Annotated in this window: 22 protein-coding genes; 6 read left to right on the top strand and 16 right to left on the bottom strand. The window is 48.3% G+C overall.

Translation table 11 applies throughout. The features are described from left to right. Positions 1–9: 9 nt before the first annotated feature. The 3 genes from NSQ22_RS05540 to rnjA all read left to right on the top strand — a co-directional run bounded on the left by NSQ22_RS05540 (position 10) and on the right by rnjA (position 2,170). Positions 10–150, top strand: a complete 141-nt coding sequence (locus NSQ22_RS05540) for a hypothetical protein (RefSeq protein WP_165478173.1) — start codon at positions 10–12, stop codon at positions 148–150. Positions 151–290: 140 nt separating this feature from the next. Further along, complete coding sequence (locus NSQ22_RS05535; protein ID WP_008878754.1) at positions 291–506, top strand: DNA-dependent RNA polymerase subunit epsilon; 216 nt, start codon at positions 291–293, stop codon at positions 504–506. Continuing rightward, positions 503–2,170, top strand: a complete 1,668-nt coding sequence (gene rnjA / locus NSQ22_RS05530; RefSeq protein ID WP_011887078.1) for a ribonuclease J1 — start codon at positions 503–505, stop codon at positions 2,168–2,170. The genes NSQ22_RS05535 and rnjA overlap by 4 nt, the downstream gene beginning before the upstream one ends. Positions 2,171–2,425: 255 nt before the next feature. Here rnjA and NSQ22_RS05525 read toward each other — a convergent pair whose 3' ends face one another. From NSQ22_RS05525 to NSQ22_RS05495, 7 genes are all read right to left on the bottom strand, one after another. Next, positions 2,426–3,088: a TrkA family potassium uptake protein gene (locus NSQ22_RS05525; protein ID WP_029760390.1), complete on the bottom strand. Its 663-nt coding sequence runs from the start codon at positions 3,086–3,088 to the stop codon at positions 2,426–2,428. A 107-nt stretch (positions 3,089–3,195) separates the two neighbouring features. Continuing rightward, positions 3,196–3,651, bottom strand: coding sequence for a TlpA disulfide reductase family protein (locus NSQ22_RS05520; RefSeq protein WP_008878757.1), 456 nt, complete (start codon positions 3,649–3,651; stop codon positions 3,196–3,198). Positions 3,652–3,710: 59 nt separating this feature from the next. Further along, complete coding sequence (locus NSQ22_RS05515; protein ID WP_236934121.1) at positions 3,711–4,274, bottom strand: peroxiredoxin; 564 nt, start codon at positions 4,272–4,274, stop codon at positions 3,711–3,713. Between the two features lie 202 nt (positions 4,275–4,476). Then, positions 4,477–4,719 carry a YkuS family protein gene (locus NSQ22_RS05510; protein ID WP_008878759.1) on the bottom strand — a complete coding sequence of 81 codons (243 nt, stop codon included), beginning with the start codon at positions 4,717–4,719 and terminating at the stop codon, positions 4,477–4,479. A gap of 54 nt (positions 4,720–4,773) precedes the next feature. Continuing rightward, the gene (locus NSQ22_RS05505) at positions 4,774–5,907 is read right to left on the bottom strand and encodes an N-acetyldiaminopimelate deacetylase (RefSeq protein WP_008878760.1); all 1,134 of its coding nucleotides are present in this window, start codon (positions 5,905–5,907) and stop codon (positions 4,774–4,776) included. Between the two features lie 56 nt (positions 5,908–5,963). After that, entirely contained in the window at positions 5,964–6,674 is a 711-nt protein-coding gene (gene dapD / locus NSQ22_RS05500) for a 2,3,4,5-tetrahydropyridine-2,6-dicarboxylate N-acetyltransferase (RefSeq protein WP_008878761.1), read from the bottom strand. A gap of 73 nt (positions 6,675–6,747) precedes the next feature. Next, positions 6,748–7,620 (bottom strand): LysR family transcriptional regulator, encoded by an 873-nt coding sequence (locus tag NSQ22_RS05495; protein WP_008878762.1) that lies wholly within the window; start codon positions 7,618–7,620, stop codon positions 6,748–6,750. Positions 7,621–7,738: 118 nt separating this feature from the next. On the opposite strand from NSQ22_RS05495, the gene NSQ22_RS05490 reads away from it, so the two are divergent. Next, positions 7,739–8,482, top strand: a complete 744-nt coding sequence (locus NSQ22_RS05490) for a sulfite exporter TauE/SafE family protein (protein WP_011887074.1) — start codon at positions 7,739–7,741, stop codon at positions 8,480–8,482. On the opposite strand, the gene cbpB is transcribed toward NSQ22_RS05490, so the two are convergent. The 5 genes from cbpB to fadH all read right to left on the bottom strand — a co-directional run bounded on the left by cbpB (position 8,439) and on the right by fadH (position 11,888). Continuing rightward, on the bottom strand, positions 8,439–8,915 hold the full coding sequence (cbpB, locus tag NSQ22_RS05485) for a cyclic-di-AMP-binding protein CbpB (RefSeq protein WP_008878764.1): 477 nt from the start codon (positions 8,913–8,915) through the stop codon (positions 8,439–8,441). The two genes, NSQ22_RS05490 and cbpB, sit on opposite strands and share 44 nt — an antisense overlap. 103 nt (positions 8,916–9,018) lie before the next feature. Next, complete coding sequence (gene abbA, locus NSQ22_RS05480; protein WP_008878765.1) at positions 9,019–9,216, bottom strand: antirepressor AbbA; 198 nt, start codon at positions 9,214–9,216, stop codon at positions 9,019–9,021. A gap of 119 nt (positions 9,217–9,335) precedes the next feature. After that, positions 9,336–9,569 carry a hypothetical protein gene (locus NSQ22_RS05475; protein WP_008878766.1) on the bottom strand — a complete coding sequence of 78 codons (234 nt, stop codon included), beginning with the start codon at positions 9,567–9,569 and terminating at the stop codon, positions 9,336–9,338. Between the two features lie 48 nt (positions 9,570–9,617). Continuing rightward, entirely contained in the window at positions 9,618–10,835 is a 1,218-nt protein-coding gene (locus tag NSQ22_RS05470; RefSeq protein WP_029760387.1) for an EAL-associated domain-containing protein, read from the bottom strand. 285 nt (positions 10,836–11,120) lie between these two features. Next, a complete protein-coding gene (fadH, locus tag NSQ22_RS05465; RefSeq protein ID WP_008878769.1) occupies positions 11,121–11,888 on the bottom strand; it encodes a 2,4-dienoyl-CoA reductase in 768 nt (255 codons plus the stop codon). A 260-nt stretch (positions 11,889–12,148) separates the two neighbouring features. Between fadH and NSQ22_RS05460 the strand changes: the two genes are divergently transcribed. Continuing rightward, a complete protein-coding gene (locus NSQ22_RS05460; RefSeq protein WP_008878770.1) occupies positions 12,149–13,018 on the top strand; it encodes a metallophosphoesterase in 870 nt (289 codons plus the stop codon). 57 nt (positions 13,019–13,075) lie between these two features. After that, positions 13,076–13,510, top strand: coding sequence for a YkyB family protein (locus NSQ22_RS05455; protein WP_008878771.1), 435 nt, complete (start codon positions 13,076–13,078; stop codon positions 13,508–13,510). 229 nt (positions 13,511–13,739) lie between these two features. On the opposite strand, the gene NSQ22_RS05450 is transcribed toward NSQ22_RS05455, so the two are convergent. The 4 genes from NSQ22_RS05450 to corA all read right to left on the bottom strand — a co-directional run bounded on the left by NSQ22_RS05450 (position 13,740) and on the right by corA (position 17,316). After that, positions 13,740–13,871, bottom strand: a complete 132-nt coding sequence (locus tag NSQ22_RS05450) for a hypothetical protein (protein ID WP_255350167.1) — start codon at positions 13,869–13,871, stop codon at positions 13,740–13,742. Positions 13,872–14,131: 260 nt separating this feature from the next. Then, complete coding sequence (locus NSQ22_RS05445; protein ID WP_008878772.1) at positions 14,132–15,313, bottom strand: GGDEF domain-containing response regulator; 1,182 nt, start codon at positions 15,311–15,313, stop codon at positions 14,132–14,134. 291 nt (positions 15,314–15,604) lie between these two features. After that, the gene (locus NSQ22_RS05440; RefSeq protein ID WP_008878774.1) at positions 15,605–16,255 is read right to left on the bottom strand and encodes a glycoside hydrolase domain-containing protein; all 651 of its coding nucleotides are present in this window, start codon (positions 16,253–16,255) and stop codon (positions 15,605–15,607) included. A gap of 68 nt (positions 16,256–16,323) precedes the next feature. Beyond that, positions 16,324–17,316: a magnesium/cobalt transporter CorA gene (gene corA / locus NSQ22_RS05435; RefSeq protein ID WP_011887069.1), complete on the bottom strand. Its 993-nt coding sequence runs from the start codon at positions 17,314–17,316 to the stop codon at positions 16,324–16,326. Positions 17,317–17,495 lie beyond the last annotated feature (179 nt).

Raw genomic sequence — 17,495 nt, 5'->3', positions numbered from 1 at the left:
TAAGGAGTGATGAAAAATGTTGAAAAAGCTGAAAAAAAAGCTGCTTCAACAATGGAAAGATTTGCTCCGAAAAAAATTGATCGCCTAACCGTTGCAATGATAGCCCTTCTTTACGAAGGGCTTCTTTTCCCACTTTGGCGAATGAAATAGCCAAAACTCGTCAAAGATGGTACATATCATCGGCACATCTGCCATCTGTTTTTTGCTTTTGGCAATAAAAAACATGAAAACGAGGGTTAATTCCTATATAATAAAAAAGCAATCATTGTACGATAAGGAGAGATTTCACGATGATTTTCAAAGTGTTTTATCAAGAAAATGCGGACGAAGTGCCCGTTAGAGAAAAAACAAAAACGCTCTACATTGAAGCAGAATCAGAGCGGGACGTACGCCGAAAACTGCAGGATCGTTCGATCAATATCGAGTATATTCAGCCGTTAGAGGGAGCGCATTTGGAGTACGAAAAGCAAAGCCCTAACTTTCAAGTATTGGAGATTTCATCATGAAACTATTGACAGACCAACAAGTTGGCGTTTTTGCCCTCGGCGGACTGGGTGAAATCGGGAAAAATACATACGGCGTACAATTTCAAGATGAAATCATTGTCATTGACGCGGGCATTAAATTTCCGGAAGACGAACTGCTCGGCATCGACTACGTCATCCCGGATTATTCGTATTTAGTGAAACATGCAGAAAAAGTGAAAGGTTTGTTCATTACCCACGGGCATGAAGACCATATTGGCGGCATTCCGTATTTGCTTCGGCAAGTGAATATCCCTATTTACGGTGGGAAACTGGCGCTTGGGCTCATTCGCAATAAACTCGAAGAACACGGATTGCTTCGTCAAGCTAAACTCATTGAAATTCGTGAGGACGATGTCATTCGTTTCCAAAAAACAGCAGTCACCTTTTTCCGCACGACGCACAGCATTCCAGACAGCTACGGCATCGTCGTCAAAACACCGGTCGGCCAAATCGTCCATACCGGAGATTTTAAATTTGACTTTACGCCGGTTGGCGAGCCAGCCAATTTGACGAAAATGGCGGAAATCGGGAAAGAAGGCGTCCTTTGTCTGCTTTCGGACAGCACAAACAGCGAAATTCCGCATTTCACGATGTCAGAACGGCGGGTCGGTGAAAGCATTCACGACATTTTCCGTAAAGTGGACGGACGAATTATTTTCGCGACGTTTGCCTCTAACATCCACCGACTTCAGCAAGTGACGGAAGCTGCAGTCGCCAACAATCGGAAAATTGCCGTCTTTGGCCGCAGCATGGAAGCAGCCATTGAAATCGGCCAAGATCTCGGCTACATTAAATGTCCGAAAGGCACGTTCGTCGATGCAAACGAAATCAATCGACTCCCAGCAAACCAGGTGACCATTTTATGCACCGGCAGTCAAGGCGAACCAATGGCGGCCCTATCACGCATCGCCAACGGTACGCACCGGCAAATTCAAATCATCCCGGGCGACACGGTTGTCTTTTCTTCGTCGCCGATTCCGGGCAACACGGTGAGCGTCAACCGAACGATCAACATGCTATACCGGGCCGGCGCCGAAGTGATCCACGGTCCGCTCAACGATATTCACACGTCGGGACACGGCGGGCAGGAAGAACAAAAACTAATGATCCGGTTGATGAAACCGAAATATTTTATGCCAATTCACGGCGAATACCGCATGCAAAAAATGCACGCCAAGCTTGCCATCGACTGCGGTGTGCCAGAGGAAAACTGCTTTATTATGGATAACGGTGAAGTGCTCGGCATCAGCGACAGCGAAGCACGCATCGTCGGCAAAATTCCGTCCGGCTCTGTCTACATCGACGGCAGCGGCGTCGGCGATATCGGCAACATTGTCTTGCGCGACCGTCGCATTTTGTCGGAGGAAGGGCTCGTGATCGTTGTTGTCAGCATCAATATGAAAGAATTTAAAATCGCGGCCGGTCCTGATATTATCTCCCGCGGCTTCGTCTACATGCGCGAGTCAGGTGATTTGATCAGCGAGGCACAGGCGCTCATCACCAAACATCTCGAAAAAGTGCTCGAGCGAAAAACGAATCAATGGTCGGAAATTAAAAATGAAATTACGGAAACGCTCGCTCCGTTCTTATATGAACGAACGAAGCGGCGGCCGATGATTTTGCCGATCATCATGGAGATTTAACCAAAAAGGGTGTCCTTTTCGCAAGGACACCCTTTTCTATATAACATGACCAGCCTCTAGAGGAGTGATCACCTAACGGGGACGCGGCGCAAACATGTCGCTTCCCCACCAAAGAAACCTTGATTTCACTCCCCTCCTAAAACCGCTGCACAACAGGAAACGATCGTTGTTCACCAACCTTTTAATATAGAACACAAATTTCCAAAACAGGGAGGCTAGGAACGAATCTGAACGCAGACATTTCATATCACACCGCTAGCCAACGACCTTTTCTTCAAACCGGTCAATGTCGCTGTCAGCGCCGATAACGACCAATACATCGCCTTTACGGATGATTTCCGAGGCAAGCGGTGAGACGATGACACTCGCCCCTCGCTTAATGGCGACAATGTTAATGCCATAGCGGGCACGAATGTCAAGCTCGAGCAGCGAATGACCGTCGAGTCTCTCGCTCGCTACAATCTCGACGATGCTATGTTTGTCGGACAGCTCCAAATAATCCAAGACGTTGTTCGAAAGGAGATTATGAGCGATCCGCTCACCCATATCCCGCTCCGGATGCACGATTTGATCAGCGCCGATTTTTTTCAGCACTTTCTCGTGGTAATCGTTCGTCGCCTTGACGGTAATATGATTGACGCCGAGCTCCTTTAAAATGAGCGTCGTCAAAATGCTTGCCTGAATGTTGTCGCCGATCGCAACAATGACGTGGTCAAAGTTGCGGATACCTAAGCTTTTTAGCACGTTTTCGTCAGTCGTGTCGCCAACCACAGCGTGCGCGGCAATCGACGCAAATTCATTCACCCGATCTTCATCAATATCAATCGCGAGCACTTCCATCCCTTGTTCGCTCAACGTGCGGCAAATGCTCCCCCCAAATCGCCCAAGACCGATTACAGCAAACTGTTTCTTTTTCATCATTGACTCCTCCAACAATGGTCAATCATCGCTTCTTCCCCTCATTTTAGCAAAAAAAGAAAAGGAACGAAAACGATTCTTCGCTCCTTTTCGGACAACCATTACGCCTACTCTCTCTTTTCTGCTTCTTCGAGCACGCGGTTGACGTGTTTTTCGAGCATGTTCATGCCGCCGCTGCCTGCTTGGAAATGGCGGAGCTTTCCTTCAACGTCGAACACGTAATACGACGGAACGTATCGGTTTTCAAACGCGTCGGCGATTTTATGCTCGTTGTCGACGAAAATCGGCTGAGTAATGCCGTACTTTTCAGCTATTTTTTTCACGAGTTCAATGTCTAAATCGTATTCCGAGCGCGGCATATGGACGGATACCATATGGAGTTTCTCTTTATATCGGTCACGGAATTCGTTCACTTGCGGCATCACTTCCTTGCACAAATGACAGCTGACCGACCAAAAATGGATTAGCGTTGGTTTTTCACCGATCAATTCATCTCTTGATACGTCTCCATTTAACGTTGCCGTTGCTCCGGTCAGTTCCGGCATTGGTTCACGCAGTTTCACACCTCATCCCTCCATATGGAAAAAGAAAGGCCTAACTCCCCGTTAGACCTTTTCCATGCTCAATGCGACTCTCCTTGCAGCGTCAACGTCGGTTGTCCTGGCTTCCAGTTTGCAGGGCAGAGGCCGCCGGTTTGCAACGCTTGCAGCACGCGCAATACTTCATCGACATCGCGGCCGATATTGTTATGGTGAATGACGGCATATTTCAACTCACCGTCCGGATCGATGATGAACAAACCGCGCAGTGCGACCCCCTCTTCTTCAATGAGCACGCCGTAATCACGCGAAACTTGCTGCGTCCGATCAGCAGCGAACGGGTATTTAATTTGACCGATGCCGTTTTGGTTTCGCGGTACGTTCATCCATGCTTTATGCGAGTAAACAGAGTCAGTCGATACACCGATCACGACTGCATTTAAGTCTTCAAATTCATGATAGCGGTCAGATATCGCTGTAATTTCCGTCGGGCAAACGAATGTAAAGTCGAGTGGATAGAAGAACAGCACCGTCCATTTGCCATTTTTCATGTTTTCCTCAAGGCTGACACGGCCAAACTCTCCATTCGGCAGGACAGCCTCCATTTCAAAACGTGGAGCTTGTTTTCCGACTAAGCGCTCTGCCATATGTAAGCCCTCCATTGCTAAAAATAGTGATGTCATACCAATCACTGACATCATTCATTGCAACACCGTAAACCATTTCTTTCATCGTTTAGGGGATGCAACGGCTACGTCTTTATTAGTTCACGCAAACCTTCCGAGTCGGCTTGTCCATGCTATCGTCCCCATAAAAAACGGGCTGCTGGCGCACACAGCCCGACAATCGTTACCGAAGCTTTTGTTCGATTTTTTGGCAAATTTCTTCCGCAGTAAGTCCGCTCGCTTCAATGACCGGACCGGATGTGATTGTGTTTTGAATGCCGGTGACGTTTGTATCCAAGCCAGTAATGACACAGCAATCGCAACCTCTAGCATCTTGTTCACTGCGCAGCGGAACAACGTCATATCCTCTTTCCTTCAACACCTGCTGCACGTCAGTCAGCGATTGCTCGACACCGATTTTCGCCATCACACTCCACCTCCTCACACACATAATGTGTCTTAATCGAGGTGGAACTATACTTCACTCCATATTTCCTTTCCATGAAAAATAGCTGATTAAAAAGGCGATGGCCCGATCGATTGCCGCTTCATTCGGGACTAGCTTCGCATGGTGCAGCCCGTACGGGGAATCAACGCCAAGCCAAAACATAAAACCAGGAATTTCTGCCAGCATATAGCCAAAATCCTCACCGGTCATCGCCTCTTTGCAGCGAATAACATTCATATCAGTATGTGTCTCAGCAAATTGGATAAATTCCGTTGTCAGTGCCGGGTTATTGTACACTTCGTGGTACATGGCACCGTAATCAATCACCGCCTCACATTCATAGGCCACTTCCACCCCACGGACGAGCGCTTCAATCCGCCGCTTCACTGCCTGCATGGCATCGATCGACAGCGTCCGGATCGTCCCTTCGAGCCGAGCATGTTCGGCGATGACGTTTTGCACTGTCCCACTGGTAATCTTTCCGATCGTAATGACGGCGCTGTCAAGCGGATCAACGTTGCGAGCGACGATCGATTGCAGCTGGGTGACGAGCGCACAGGCGGCAACGACCATATCGTTGGCTAGATGCGGAAACGCCGCATGGCCGCCTTTCCCTTTTAAGTCAATAAACAGCTCCGACGTATTGGCAAACAACAGGCCTTCTTTCGTTGCAATTGTGCCGACTGGATATTCCGGGGCAATATGCAAAGCAACAATCATATCCGGCTTCCACTCGCGCATTATATCGCTTTCTAACATCGGCTTCGCCCCACCTGGCCCTTCTTCGGCCGGCTGAAAAATAAACAGCAAATCGTCTCTGATTGGATTGTGGGCAAAATGGGTCAACACGCCAAGGGCAATGCTCATATGGACATCATGACCGCACGCATGCATTTGCCCTGCATGCTCGGAGCGGTACGGCAGACCAGTTTCTTCGCTGATCGGCAAGCCGTCGATATCAGCACGGTAGCCGATCGTTTTTCGCGGTGCTGTTCCGCTGACTTTCACAAAAATACCTGTTTTCCATGTCCGGACATCAAGCCGCTCTTGCGGCAGAGATTGAATATAATTAAGCAAATATTGCTGTGTTTTAAACTCCTGAAACCCGAGCTCGGGAATTTTATGCAAGTCGCGACGAATGGCGACAAATGGGCTGATCGTTTCCATCCTCTCTCCTCCATCGGAAAAAAGCTGTCCTGTGAGCGGACAGCTTTTTGATGTGATTATAATTGGCGAAGCTCTTGTTTAATTTCCGTTTTCGCTCTTGTTTGTTCATCGATTTGTTTAATAACGCGCGCCGGTACGCCGGCCACGACCGTATATGGCGGCACGTCTTCAACGACAATCGCGCCAGCAGCGACGACCGCCCCTTTGCCAACGGTGACACCTTCTAAAATGACAGCATTGGCTCCGATAAGAACATCATCTTCGATCACGACTGGCTTCGCTGATGGCGGTTCAATTACCCCAGCCAACACCGCACCAGCGCCGATATGGCAGTTTTTCCCTACCGTTGCCCGACCGCCGAGCACGGCGTTCATATCGATCATCGTCCCTTCGCCGATGACGGCGCCGATGTTAATGACCGCTCCCATCATAATGACAGCATTGTCGCCGATCTCGACGTGATCACGAATAATGGCGCCCGGCTCAATGCGCGCTTTCACTCCTTTTAAATCCAGCAGCGGGATGGCCGAATTGCGACGATCATTTTCGACGACATAGTCCTCAATTTTGTCTTGATTCGCTTCGATGGCGGCTTGAATGTCTTGCCATTCGCCAAACACGACACCGGCGTTGCCAGTGATAAACGTTTTCGCGCTTGAGCCGAAATCGATACCCTCGAGATCCCCTTTTATGTACACTTTAACAGGCGTTGATTTTTTGCTGTTTTGAATAAACGAAATGATTTCATTGGCGTCCATCATCTTCATAGCCAATATCCTCCTTATTCCTGTGTTCTTTTTTTACTTTAGCAAACCAGAGAGCCTTGTGACAAGCACCAATTCATCGAGCAAAATGCCGTAATGTCTTCTCGAAGGCTTGTACTTGTGGAAGTTGCCATGCCACTTCCGAACTGATCAGCCATGTATCTCTGGTCATGGGCTCACCATGCTTCGTTTTTAACGGTATCATGTGAACAAGATGTTGTTCTCGATCACCTAAAGCAATTTCCGGTAAAATCGCATAACCAACGCCATGATAAGCAAGCTGTTTGCATGTTTCAATTTGATCGACCATCACCGTTCGTGGCGGCAAGGCTTGAAATTGCTCATGCCACCATTGTTGAATATGCAACGAATAAGTTGAATCGCTTTTAAATTGAATAAATGGCCGATCAGTATGGCGCAATTGCTCCAAAGATTGAATTTCTTGGTCTACTAAATATAGCTGATCGGTAAATAAACGTGTCGCCATCCCGCTCCAATTTGGCTTTCCACGAACAATCCCAAGTTGACATCGATTTTCATACATATGACTTAGGACTTCACTTGTCCATCCCGTCATCAACGAAACGTTTACATTGGGGTATAACTTCATAAACCTTTTTAACACGGCAGGCAGCCAATGTTGAGCAACGATGGAAGCCACCGCTATCGTTAATGTCCCGCTGATTTGCCCGACCAGTTGTTTCATTTCTTCTTTTACTTTGTTCGTTTTCTGCACAATTTCTTTGGCAAGCTGAACAATCTTTTCCCCCTCTGGTGTTAGCAGCAATCCGCGCTGAGACCGGATAAATATTTTCACATTCCAGCTGGCCTCGATCGTCTGTAGCCGTTGGGATAGTGCAGACTGGGTAACATACAGCCGGACAGCGGCTTTTCTCATATTTAATTCTTCCGCCAAAACAGTGAGGATTTCATACTCTGAAATATTCAAAACGATCATCCCTTTGATAAGTTTTTCTTATCATTTATGTCTATTTTTTTCACATTTTCTTATCGTTATAACAAAAATAAAATAGTTGTAGAACCCTTATCGAAAGGAGAATCTCTACATGGACTGGATCCTGTTTGTCCTCATTGGGTTTGCTACTTCATTCGTTGGTACATTAGCTGGCGGCGGTGGCCTTATCAGCATGCCCGTTCTGCTCACGCTCGGTGTTCCGATCCATCAGGCCATTTCCTCCGCAAAGTTTTCCAATACCATCAGCTCGTTTTCCAGCTTCTTCGTCTTGTTTCGCCAGCAAAACATTCGTGGGAAACAACTGCTTCTGATCATCCCGATCAGCCTCGGCGGGGGAGCCACAGGAGGGGCCATCGCCTCGCTGTTGTCCGAACGAACAATGACTATCATCGCGGTCATGTTGCTGTTGTTTGCACTATGCCTGCAACTTTTCAAAAAAAAGCCCAAATCAGCGGCAACAGCCCCTGCTCTCCCAAAAATTTTCTATCCGATTTTGTATGGCATTAGCGTCTATGATGGCATGTTTGGCCCCGGCCAAGCCACCATGCTCATGTATGCTTACTTACGCGCCGGCATGGATTACTTATCGGCCATGGCGCTGACAAGATTCCAAACGTTCATCAGCTGCTTTGGCGCAATGGCGTCTTATCTATACAGCGGCCTTATGAACTGGCATATCGCTCCGTTCTTGGCGATGGGATCGTTGATCGGCGCTCAAGTATCGGTTCGAGTCGCACAAAAACTGAAACAAAACCAGCTGCGCTTAATCTTACACACGATTACTTTTCTGCTCATTGTTCAGCTTCTTTTCGGCCTGGTTTCCGGCCGCCATTAAGCCTCCGCAGCTGTTTATTGAATTGCTTCAATATTTCACGGCGAGTAAAAATCCCTTCAAAATAACCGTTTTCATTTTCGACGCAGACAAACGGATGGTTGACAATCAGTCCGAGAGCCTTCAGCAAGCTGTCGTCAAGCTGCAGGCGCGGAATGTTTCGATTCATCACTTCCTCGACCTTCATCGTCTCGAGCCGTTCAAACTCGATGCGCTCCAATCCTAACAGCGCGTCCATAATCATCGTCATGCCAATTAGCCCGTGCAGTTTATACGATGTATCAAGAACTGGAATTGCTGAATAGCCGGTTTTTGTCAAGACGAGCAGCGCATGATCCAAATAGTTTTCAGGCTGAACGTGCGCAACTTTATCAGCAGGGATGAGAAATGGTTTAACTGTCATGTTGGCCAACTGTGTATTTTCTAACCATGTCATGCCAATGTTCCGCCTTTCTCTTTTTACGTCTTCTCCTCTCCGATTTTATCATATCATAAAAAAGACTATCGCTTCTTGCCAAGCGATAGCATAGAACGACATTTTACTCTTCCTCCGTTAAAAGGCGGTCGTATAAACGTAAAAGCTGCCGATATCGTTGTTCATCGGCTTCCTTATCCCCGTTTTCAATATCCGCTAGCTCAGAGCGGACAAGTTCGAGTGCATATTGCTGGCTGAACAGCACCTCAAGCAACAATGACGCCTCCTCGCCCGACAGCCGCAACGGCAGCCGCTTCGCCATCTTCATTCCTCCTTTGCCTCTTCCGCTTTCATATATATTCAGTGGCAAAGGAAAAAAGTCGTGGAAAAAAGCGTCATTCGCGGACAAGCAAAAAGGCCATCCGTATGAATGGCCTTTTTTCAATAATAGCGCAACGCCAAATAACCGATGGCAAAAATAGCGAGCAGGACAGCAAGCACGTAAGCAAGCAACACCGGGTTACGTAAATAGGCATGTTCCTGTACCGTTTTCGGAATCGGTCCATCAAGCTCCCCTTGCCAACGCTGTTGGCGGCCGAGGCGAACCGTATAGACGAACCCGATGATCGCAATCAATACAGAGAGGGCAGATAACACAAAAGTCAGCTGTGCCATAAGTTTCACCTCATGTTTACTTTGCCGCAATAAGATGATTTTATACCATCAATAATGGGCGTCATGCTCAAATAAATAACTGTACGACAAATCGATAAACAAATAATGATGCTCATCAATCGGGTACGAGTACGTCCGAATCGTCTCCCCGGTTTCAATGTCTGTATATAAATCCGATAGAATCCCTCTGCGGCGCGAACGCATGCGAATAATGTTTTCCAAAAAATACGGACGCCAACTCCAATTTTTCATGTAATATTGTTGCTGCAACTCCCAGCGGCTACCGCGCTTAAACATATTGCCTGATTGCTGAAAACCGTCCTCATCACAAACGTAAATGCGGAAGCAAACGTCATTCAGTTCGTCAGCCAATAGTGAAATGAGCTCATTAAAGCTGCTCACTTTTTTATATTTGCCAAGCAACGCGGCAACCCGTTGCTGAAACTGCTCAGAAATTTGATACAGTGTCTCAAGCTTTTTCTTTTCTTGTTGGATAAACCGATGGCATTCTTGGCGGAGAAGCTCTTTCAACAGATCACGCGGCACCACCTCTGGCGCCGGCTTGGCCAAATAATACCCTTGGTAATAGCGGCCGCCATGCCGCCAAGCGTACTGGAGCTGAAATGATGTTTCAATATCTTCATACAGAAGCGTCGCTCCGATTTTGCGCGCCAACAATGAAATGGAATGAACGATTTCTTGATAAGCTTGGTGGACAGACGTTTTCCGCAATTCATGCAAATCAATTTTTAAAATATCAGGCGACAAAACGCCGATCCGCTCGAGATGAATGCTATGTTCGGCGATATTATCGACCGCCACCTTAATGCCGTACGTGCGGATATACGTCAATAAATGGCTGAACTGATCCAAGTCGCCTTTAAAATGTTGCTCGTTAATTTCCAATACGATACGGCTAAGCGCCAACCCTTTCGCTTCATAAGCAAGAAGCAATTGCAAAAACGATTCGCCGCGGTCAAGCATTAACAAATTGGCGTCACGGTTTAAAAAGATGAGCAGCGTCTGGTCGGGCAGCGACAAAAAATAATCAAGCGCCTTTTTTGTAATGACATCATCCACTTCAATGCGAAACTCTTCCGGGATCGTGTCGTCATGAAAAAACGGCCCGAGGCTGACTGGCCCCGCTTCCGTTTGAAATCGCCCGAGCACTTCATACCCGATGACCCCATGCTCATCGGCGCTAAAAATCGGCTGATAGTACGGGATTGCTTGCGACAAGTTGGCCATCACGTCTAATGCATCCATCATGCTCACCTCATTCTCGTCGACCATCTTTGACTTTATTATACCATATTGACCAACCTTTTCCGGAACGAAAAAACGGATCTCCTAATCATAGGAAATCCGTTTGGACAGCAGCCGTTGTTCCACAAATGTAAGGCAAAATCCACTTAGAAAGTCGGTGATTTCATAACAACACAGCCAAGAAAGACATTTGCTAAATGGAGAAACCTTATGAACCTTGTCCTTCGTAGCGATTGAGGATCGCTGAATAAAGAAAGGACAGTGATTTTTTCACTAGCACGTTCGTTAAAACGGTCGCCGATTCAGCCATTGACCGCCGTCAACCGTGATGCAGGCACCGTTGATGTAAGCGGCTTCATCTGAAAGTAAAAACGCCGCAACCGCTGCAATCTCTTCTGGTGTTCCGAGCCGCCCGAGCGGCACGCTGTCGATCGTCATCCGCTCCGCCTCTTCTGATTCCCAAAGACGCTCCGCCCCACCTGTCCGCTCAATCGGTCCTGGAGCGATAGCGTTGACGCGGAAGCCATATTTTTTCCCCCACTCAACCGCCAATGTACGCGTCATCGCCAGCACCCCGGCCTTGGCGCTTGCTGAATGGATGACCCCCGCACCGGCATGCCAGGCGTATGTGGCAATGATGTTAACGATATTCCCTTTTAAGCCACGTTGAATCCAATAGTTGCCGACTTCCCGGCTACAGTAAAACGTACCGTTCAATACGATATTAATGACGCTGTTCCAACCGTTGATCGATAGCTTTTCCGCCGGGCAAATAAAATTGCCAGCCGCGTTGTTGACTAGAGCATCGATGCGGCCAAACTCCGCGTCAGCCCGTTTGACCATGTCTGCGACTTGCTCCGGGTTGCGCACATCCATCGGAACAGTGAGCACCTGTCCCCCGCCTGGTACGACCATTTCCTGTTTGGCCTCTTCAAGCGCCTCCGCCCGTCGTCCGGTAATAACGACGTTTGCCCCTTCGGCAACAAACCGCTTCGCCATATATTTCCCCATTCCGCTCGATCCACCGGTAATAATAATCACTTTTCCGTTCATTCACTTCTCCCCCTATGACTGATGGTTCATTCATTTTTTCTTATGCTTGGTTTTCTTTCTTTTTCTAGCATAGGGCAATTTCCCCCTCTTTTCAATAGAAATGACTGATTTTTTTGAAAATCAAAACACAATGGCTTCTTCTCTACTTTCACTTTCTAAGAATGATGACCTTCTTGATTTAACAACATTATTTTTCTCCTATTGTTCTTCCCTTTTCGTTTTCGTTATAATAAAGCTACTTGTGAAAGGACGGCGAAACGATGCACCGTATTGAAACAACCAAAATGAACCGACGCACGTTTTTAAAAAAGCTGACACGCACCGGCTTCGCCGCAGCGTTGGCAACATCGCTCGCCTACGGCTACGCCCGTTGGGTTGAACCGTCGCACTTGACGGTGACTCACCATACACTGTCACACCCGCTCATCCCGAAGGCGTTTGACGGCGTGAAACTGTTGCAATTCAGTGACCTCCATCTCGGTCATTATGACAGCTTGGAACGCTTTTACCGCATCATTAATCAAATAAACAAGCTGCAACCCGATATCGTTGTCTTCACCGGCGATTTGCTTCATGAGGCGAACCGATACCCGCACACCGAAGAGGTGGCAGATGCGTTGGCCTCCATCCGTGCTCCACTTGGGAAATTTAGCGTTTATGGCAACCACGACCACGGTGGCTACGGGACGGACATTTATCGCCGGCTGATGGAACGAGCTGGGTTTCGCGTCCTTGTCAACGAGCATGCGCTCGTTCGCCGTGGACAAGAGAGGATCGCTGTGGCCGGTGGCGATGATATGATGCTCGGCCAACCCGATTGGGCGAAAATGACGTCCGGCATTCCGGCGTCAACATATACAATCGCCCTCGTTCACGAACCGGATGGCGCTCTTGAGACATGCCGCTATCCGATTCATGTTCAACTGTCTGGCCATAGCCATGGCGGACAAATTCAACTTCCATTTATCGGCCCGCTCATTACGCCGCCGCTGTCCGAGCGGTATTATGAAGGATTTTACCACGTCGGCGGGCTTGTGCTATATGTCAACCGGGGACTCGGCACAACAAGGGTGCCGCTTCGCTTTTTCGCCCCGCCGGAGCTAACAGTCTTTTCGCTCATTCATCGCTAGAAATAGGTCAAGCAGATCACAACTATGCTATAATAGAAAGAAAAAGGAGACATGTCGATGAAACCGTTGCAGTTGACGGTCGACAATATCGCCAAAGCCATTTTTACAGTTAACCGCCATGCGAAAACGGCATTAAACCCTTCGTTTTTGTATCTTCTCAAGAAAAAAGCCATCGAAAAACTGCTTGAAGAAGGCAAGGCGAAAAAAGTCGGCCTCCATTTTTCCCGCAATCCGAAATATAGTCAGCAGCAATCCGATGTGCTCGTGGCCGTCGGCGACTACTATTTCCACATTCCTCCGACAAAACAAGATTTCGCCGCCCTTCCGCACCTCGGCGCGCTCAGCGACTCATACCGAAATCCTTCCGCCCGGATGCCTTTATCGGAGGCAAAAGCCATTCTCATCGCCTATACCGGAATCAAAGAATCGACGGAACGAAAACCGAGACGATTGGCAAAGCCTGTGTTTAAGCGGCTCGGTGACCGTTACTAAACAAGGCGCTGGAATGTTCCCAGCGCCTTGCTTCTGTCCTTCCTCCACTTACTTACAATAAAATCAAGGATCCCCACTCCGAGCAGCTATTGTTTCGCTTTGGTTGGAAGTGGAGATTTTCCGTTCAAAATAAGAAACAAGGGAAGCCCACTATCATTGAAGAAACACTCCTTGCCTAGCAGCCGCCATCTCAGTAGCAAAAACGCGCCTTATTATTCATCTAGCTCTTTTAGCAACCAAGCTCGCACCATTTCAGTGGCTTTATCACATACTCATCCCCCTTGCCGGTAGCATGGGCGATTGCCTGTTCGTCTTGGTGCAGCGGCAATACCAACACTTTATGCGGCGGAGATAGTGTCACACCTCACATTTTCCAGTCTAAAATGACAATGAAGTGCCGTCCGTTTTTTGATAGAGTGGCGATTCGAGGAAGGAAAGCCCGTCACCCAACTCATCAATGTCCACTTCCCACCCCTGCTCAGCAGCAAGCTTGCGAACGAGATCAGCGGTGACCGTTCACACCAGTGCACCGCCGTCGACAAAGGCAACAGACTATCTCTGTTTGCCCGCTCGGCGATGCTGTTCCTCCGCCGGACTGCCATTGACGGAAGTGGCTTGCTTCTAAACTCCCTCAACCCGGCTGCCGCCGCTCTTTTTGGCTGCATATAGCGCTTTATCGGCCAGTTTGAGCCAATGATCAAGCGATTCGTTCGGGTCGGAGCACTCGACAAAACCGGCGGAAAACGTGCACGATAGGCGTACGCCAGCTGCTTCGATTTCCTCTGAGGCGAACTGACGCTGCAGCCGCCCAAGCACACGGTGCGCCTCGCATGTCGAGGTTTTTGCCAGCCAAACGATAAACTCTTCACCCCCGAAACGAATGACCGTGTCCATTCCGCGCGTATGTTGAAGCAAAAAGGCGGCCAGTTTTTTTAACACCGCATCCCCCACTAAGTGTCCGAAGCGGTCGTTGACTTGCTTAAAATGGTCCAAATCAAGCAGCGCCAAACAGCTCGGTGTCCCGAAACGCTCAAGATCGCTGCGCAGGCGGACATACACTCGCGGTAAATATTTACGGTTATAGACGCCGGTTAACTCATCAATAAGCACCAATTTATCAATTTTCCGCTTTTTTTCTACGAGACGGTGAACACGAATGTATAGCTCACTAGCTGCCACCGGCTGCGCGATGACATCGTCGGCGCCAAGCCCATAACATTTCAGATGTACAGCTTTTCGTCCGTCTCTGCTAATGATCACTACTGGAATGTAGGAAGGCTGACTGGCGGTCTTCAGCAGAGCAACGAAAGGAGGAGTTTCTAAATCGTCTTCCCCGATGTTGACGATGATGCAGTCCGGGTTGAGGCGAAACATGGATGCGGCTGCTTGTTCGAGGGAAGGAAGCGTGATGAAGCGCCAAGGTACGGTTTGCCATGATCGACGGATATAAGCAAAAAATAACGGGTCGTTTCCGCAGAGAAGAATGTCAGCTTCCGCCCCTTGTTGTTGCAAGAAGGAAGCGATTGTAGAATCCGTTTCCTCGGCTTCATAGCAGCGGCGCAGGAGTGGAAACATCTCCGCTAGCACCTCCTCCACCGTCCATTGCCGTTCCTTTTGCCTGTTCATCCGGCGGAGAATCCGTTCTACTTCAGCAGCAAGATCATCGCGGCCGGTCACCTTCGCCGCTCGGCCGATGGCATCGAAAAACTGAGTCAGCTCCGCCCCGTCGAGCGAAGATGAAGACTCCCATTGTTCATACTGCTCTTTCATCCGGTCTAGTAACGAGACGATATAGGAATCCAACTTCCCTCTCCTTTCTTTATGTTAGCCATTCCGTAATCCCGATAAAAAGCCCTCGAACTGCTTTCATTTCCGTACTCATCTTTTCCTATATATTTATTAATATAGTCAACACGACCTAAAAACATTCTGACTTCCTTCCTCACCTCCTGCCGCGGAAGCGAGGGATTCTCACATTTCCTTTCGCTGAAGCAAATTCGGTTACTGTTCGTCTCCGCTTTCGTTTCACTCAGAAGTGGCCGCCTGCTCGATCAAGATAATAAAAAGGCCGTTGCCTTGCTGCAACGGCGCTGTTCAATATAAAAAGTCAAGCAGGCGGCGATCCGCCAAATTCGTATCAACCGGACAGCCTTCTGCGTCGCGCCCGTACTGCCACGCCCAAACGTTCGCGCTACAAGGCGGGGCGGCCGGCTGGTAACGCGGAGCTTTTTGTTCTTTCGTCGTTCCAGGCCTTGGGGCTGCGCTCCAAATAACGGCCTGTACCGCCACTTGATTGTTGTTCCCAACCGCCTCGCAATAGGCGGCGGCGAAATCCCCCTGCGTCGGATCGGCATACAGCCCCGGACGATACCCAGTCGGATAGAGCGTTTCCACCCAAGCCGTAATCCAAGCCGCATCGACAGCAAAAAAATCTTCGATGTTGGCAAACAGCAATTTATTTTTCGGAATGCCGAGCCGCCGTGCATGGAACACCGCATTGCGCGCCGCCACTTGGCCGTTCGCATAGCCAACCGCCTCACGAAAGGCATTATAAATTGGCAGTACTTTGATCCCATAGTTGCGGATGCGGGTGATCTCGTCCCGCGTCAGCCCTTCCGAGACGTTCGGCACTTCCACCAAATAGCGACCCCAAAATTTCGGGTAACCAAACTCCGTCCGTACACATTGAAACAATTGGTCTGTGACGACTTGCGCCGAATCAACGCCCCAAACACCTCGTACCATCCTTCCCCCTCCTTCACGGTCGCATTGCCATAGTTATATATATGAGGGGGCCAGCTTGTTTTATACGGTTACCGACGCCGTTCCTCCTTCGACGAGTCGCCTTTTAACAGCTGAAACCAACCGTTGCGTTTAAACCAAGCAAACATCATTATGCCGATGACTGCCATGATCGCCAATACAGCAAAGTACCCATATTTCCAGCGCAGTTCCGGCATATAATCAAAATTCATCCCGTAAATGCCGGCAATAAAGGTGAGCGGCATAAAAATCGTCGTAATGGCTGTAAATGTCATCATAATGTTGTTCATTCGGTTGGAGTTGAGCGACAAATAGCTATCCCGGATATCGGAGGTAATTTCCCGATTCGTCTCGATCATTTCCGACAGCTTCAATAAATGATCGTAAATATCATGGAAATACAACTGCCGTTCTTTCATGCGCTGCAGTCGGTCGGAGTGGATGATGCGATACAGTAAATCGCGCATCGGCACAATTGTCCGGCGCAATTTCGATAAATCGCCACGAATATCAAACACTTTTTCGATAATGTCATGAATCGGCTCATTGTTCGTATTTTCCTCTAGATCATTTAACACATCTTCAATATTGTACAGTGGCGGGAAGTAATCATCGACGAGTTTATCAATCAGCCGATACATAACATGAAACGGCCCCTGCTGCACATCCTGCTCGCGTTTCAGCCGCTCCCATACGTCATCGACTGCGTGAATCGACGACTTATGAAACGAAACGATAAAATTTTGTCCGACAAACAAGTCAACTTCCTCAGCCTCGAGGGTTGTTCCCGCAATCGCATGAAGGACAACAAATAAGTAGCGGTCATAAAAATCAAGTTTCGGACGCTGTACATATTCCAAACAGTCCTCAATCGCTAGCGGATGGAAACGGAAAAATGAAGCGAGTAAGTCCGACTCCTCGTCCGTCGGTTCATGAAAATCAACCCAATACCATGAAACGTCTGGACTGTTGACGAACGCTAAATCAACATCATGCATAACCTCAAACTCTTTTGTTACGACACACGTGCGAATCATCGCCATCTCACCTTGCCATTTTTTCTCTTCTTATCATAACCGAAAAGCTGTTACACACCAACAAAAAACGGGTAAAGAAATCGTGTAGAGAAAAAATTGACAAAAAATATTTATCTAAATTTTCTTTACATTTTCACCAAAAAGGACGATAATATAAAAAAGGGAACCCCTTCGTTCCCATATGG

Source organism: Geobacillus sp. FSL K6-3411 (assembly GCF_037965715.1).
Classification (GTDB): domain Bacteria; phylum Bacillota; class Bacilli; order Bacillales; family Anoxybacillaceae; genus Geobacillus; species Geobacillus thermodenitrificans.
Note: the sequence above shows the minus strand (reverse complement) of the source record. Positions and strands in the feature narration are given on the sequence as shown.

Bases quoted from the DNA above. Each gene is read 5' to 3' on its own strand.
- NSQ22_RS05540 (WP_165478173.1), top strand. From the start codon at position 10: ATGAAAAATGTTGAAAAAGCTGAAAAAAAAGCTGCTTCAACAATGGAA.
- NSQ22_RS05535 (WP_008878754.1), top strand. From the start codon at position 291: ATGATTTTCAAAGTGTTTTATCAAGAAAATGCGGACGAAGTGCCCGTT.
- rnjA (WP_011887078.1), top strand. From the start codon at position 503: ATGAAACTATTGACAGACCAACAAGTTGGCGTTTTTGCCCTCGGCGGA.
- NSQ22_RS05525 (WP_029760390.1), bottom strand. From the start codon at position 3,088: ATGAAAAAGAAACAGTTTGCTGTAATCGGTCTTGGGCGATTTGGGGGG.
- NSQ22_RS05515 (WP_236934121.1), bottom strand. From the start codon at position 4,274: ATGGCAGAGCGCTTAGTCGGAAAACAAGCTCCACGTTTTGAAATGGAG.
- NSQ22_RS05510 (WP_008878759.1), bottom strand. From the start codon at position 4,719: ATGGCGAAAATCGGTGTCGAGCAATCGCTGACTGACGTGCAGCAGGTG.
- NSQ22_RS05505 (WP_008878760.1), bottom strand. From the start codon at position 5,907: ATGGAAACGATCAGCCCATTTGTCGCCATTCGTCGCGACTTGCATAAA.
- dapD (WP_008878761.1), bottom strand. From the start codon at position 6,674: ATGAAGATGATGGACGCCAATGAAATCATTTCGTTTATTCAAAACAGC.
- NSQ22_RS05490 (WP_011887074.1), top strand. From the start codon at position 7,739: ATGGACTGGATCCTGTTTGTCCTCATTGGGTTTGCTACTTCATTCGTT.
- cbpB (WP_008878764.1), bottom strand. From the start codon at position 8,915: ATGACATGGTTAGAAAATACACAGTTGGCCAACATGACAGTTAAACCA.
- abbA (WP_008878765.1), bottom strand. From the start codon at position 9,216: ATGGCGAAGCGGCTGCCGTTGCGGCTGTCGGGCGAGGAGGCGTCATTG.
- NSQ22_RS05475 (WP_008878766.1), bottom strand. From the start codon at position 9,569: ATGGCACAGCTGACTTTTGTGTTATCTGCCCTCTCTGTATTGATTGCG.
- NSQ22_RS05470 (WP_029760387.1), bottom strand. From the start codon at position 10,835: ATGGATGCATTAGACGTGATGGCCAACTTGTCGCAAGCAATCCCGTAC.
- fadH (WP_008878769.1), bottom strand. From the start codon at position 11,888: ATGAACGGAAAAGTGATTATTATTACCGGTGGATCGAGCGGAATGGGG.
- NSQ22_RS05460 (WP_008878770.1), top strand. From the start codon at position 12,149: ATGCACCGTATTGAAACAACCAAAATGAACCGACGCACGTTTTTAAAA.
- NSQ22_RS05455 (WP_008878771.1), top strand. From the start codon at position 13,076: ATGAAACCGTTGCAGTTGACGGTCGACAATATCGCCAAAGCCATTTTT.
- NSQ22_RS05440 (WP_008878774.1), bottom strand. From the start codon at position 16,255: ATGGTACGAGGTGTTTGGGGCGTTGATTCGGCGCAAGTCGTCACAGAC.
- corA (WP_011887069.1), bottom strand. From the start codon at position 17,316: ATGGCGATGATTCGCACGTGTGTCGTAACAAAAGAGTTTGAGGTTATG.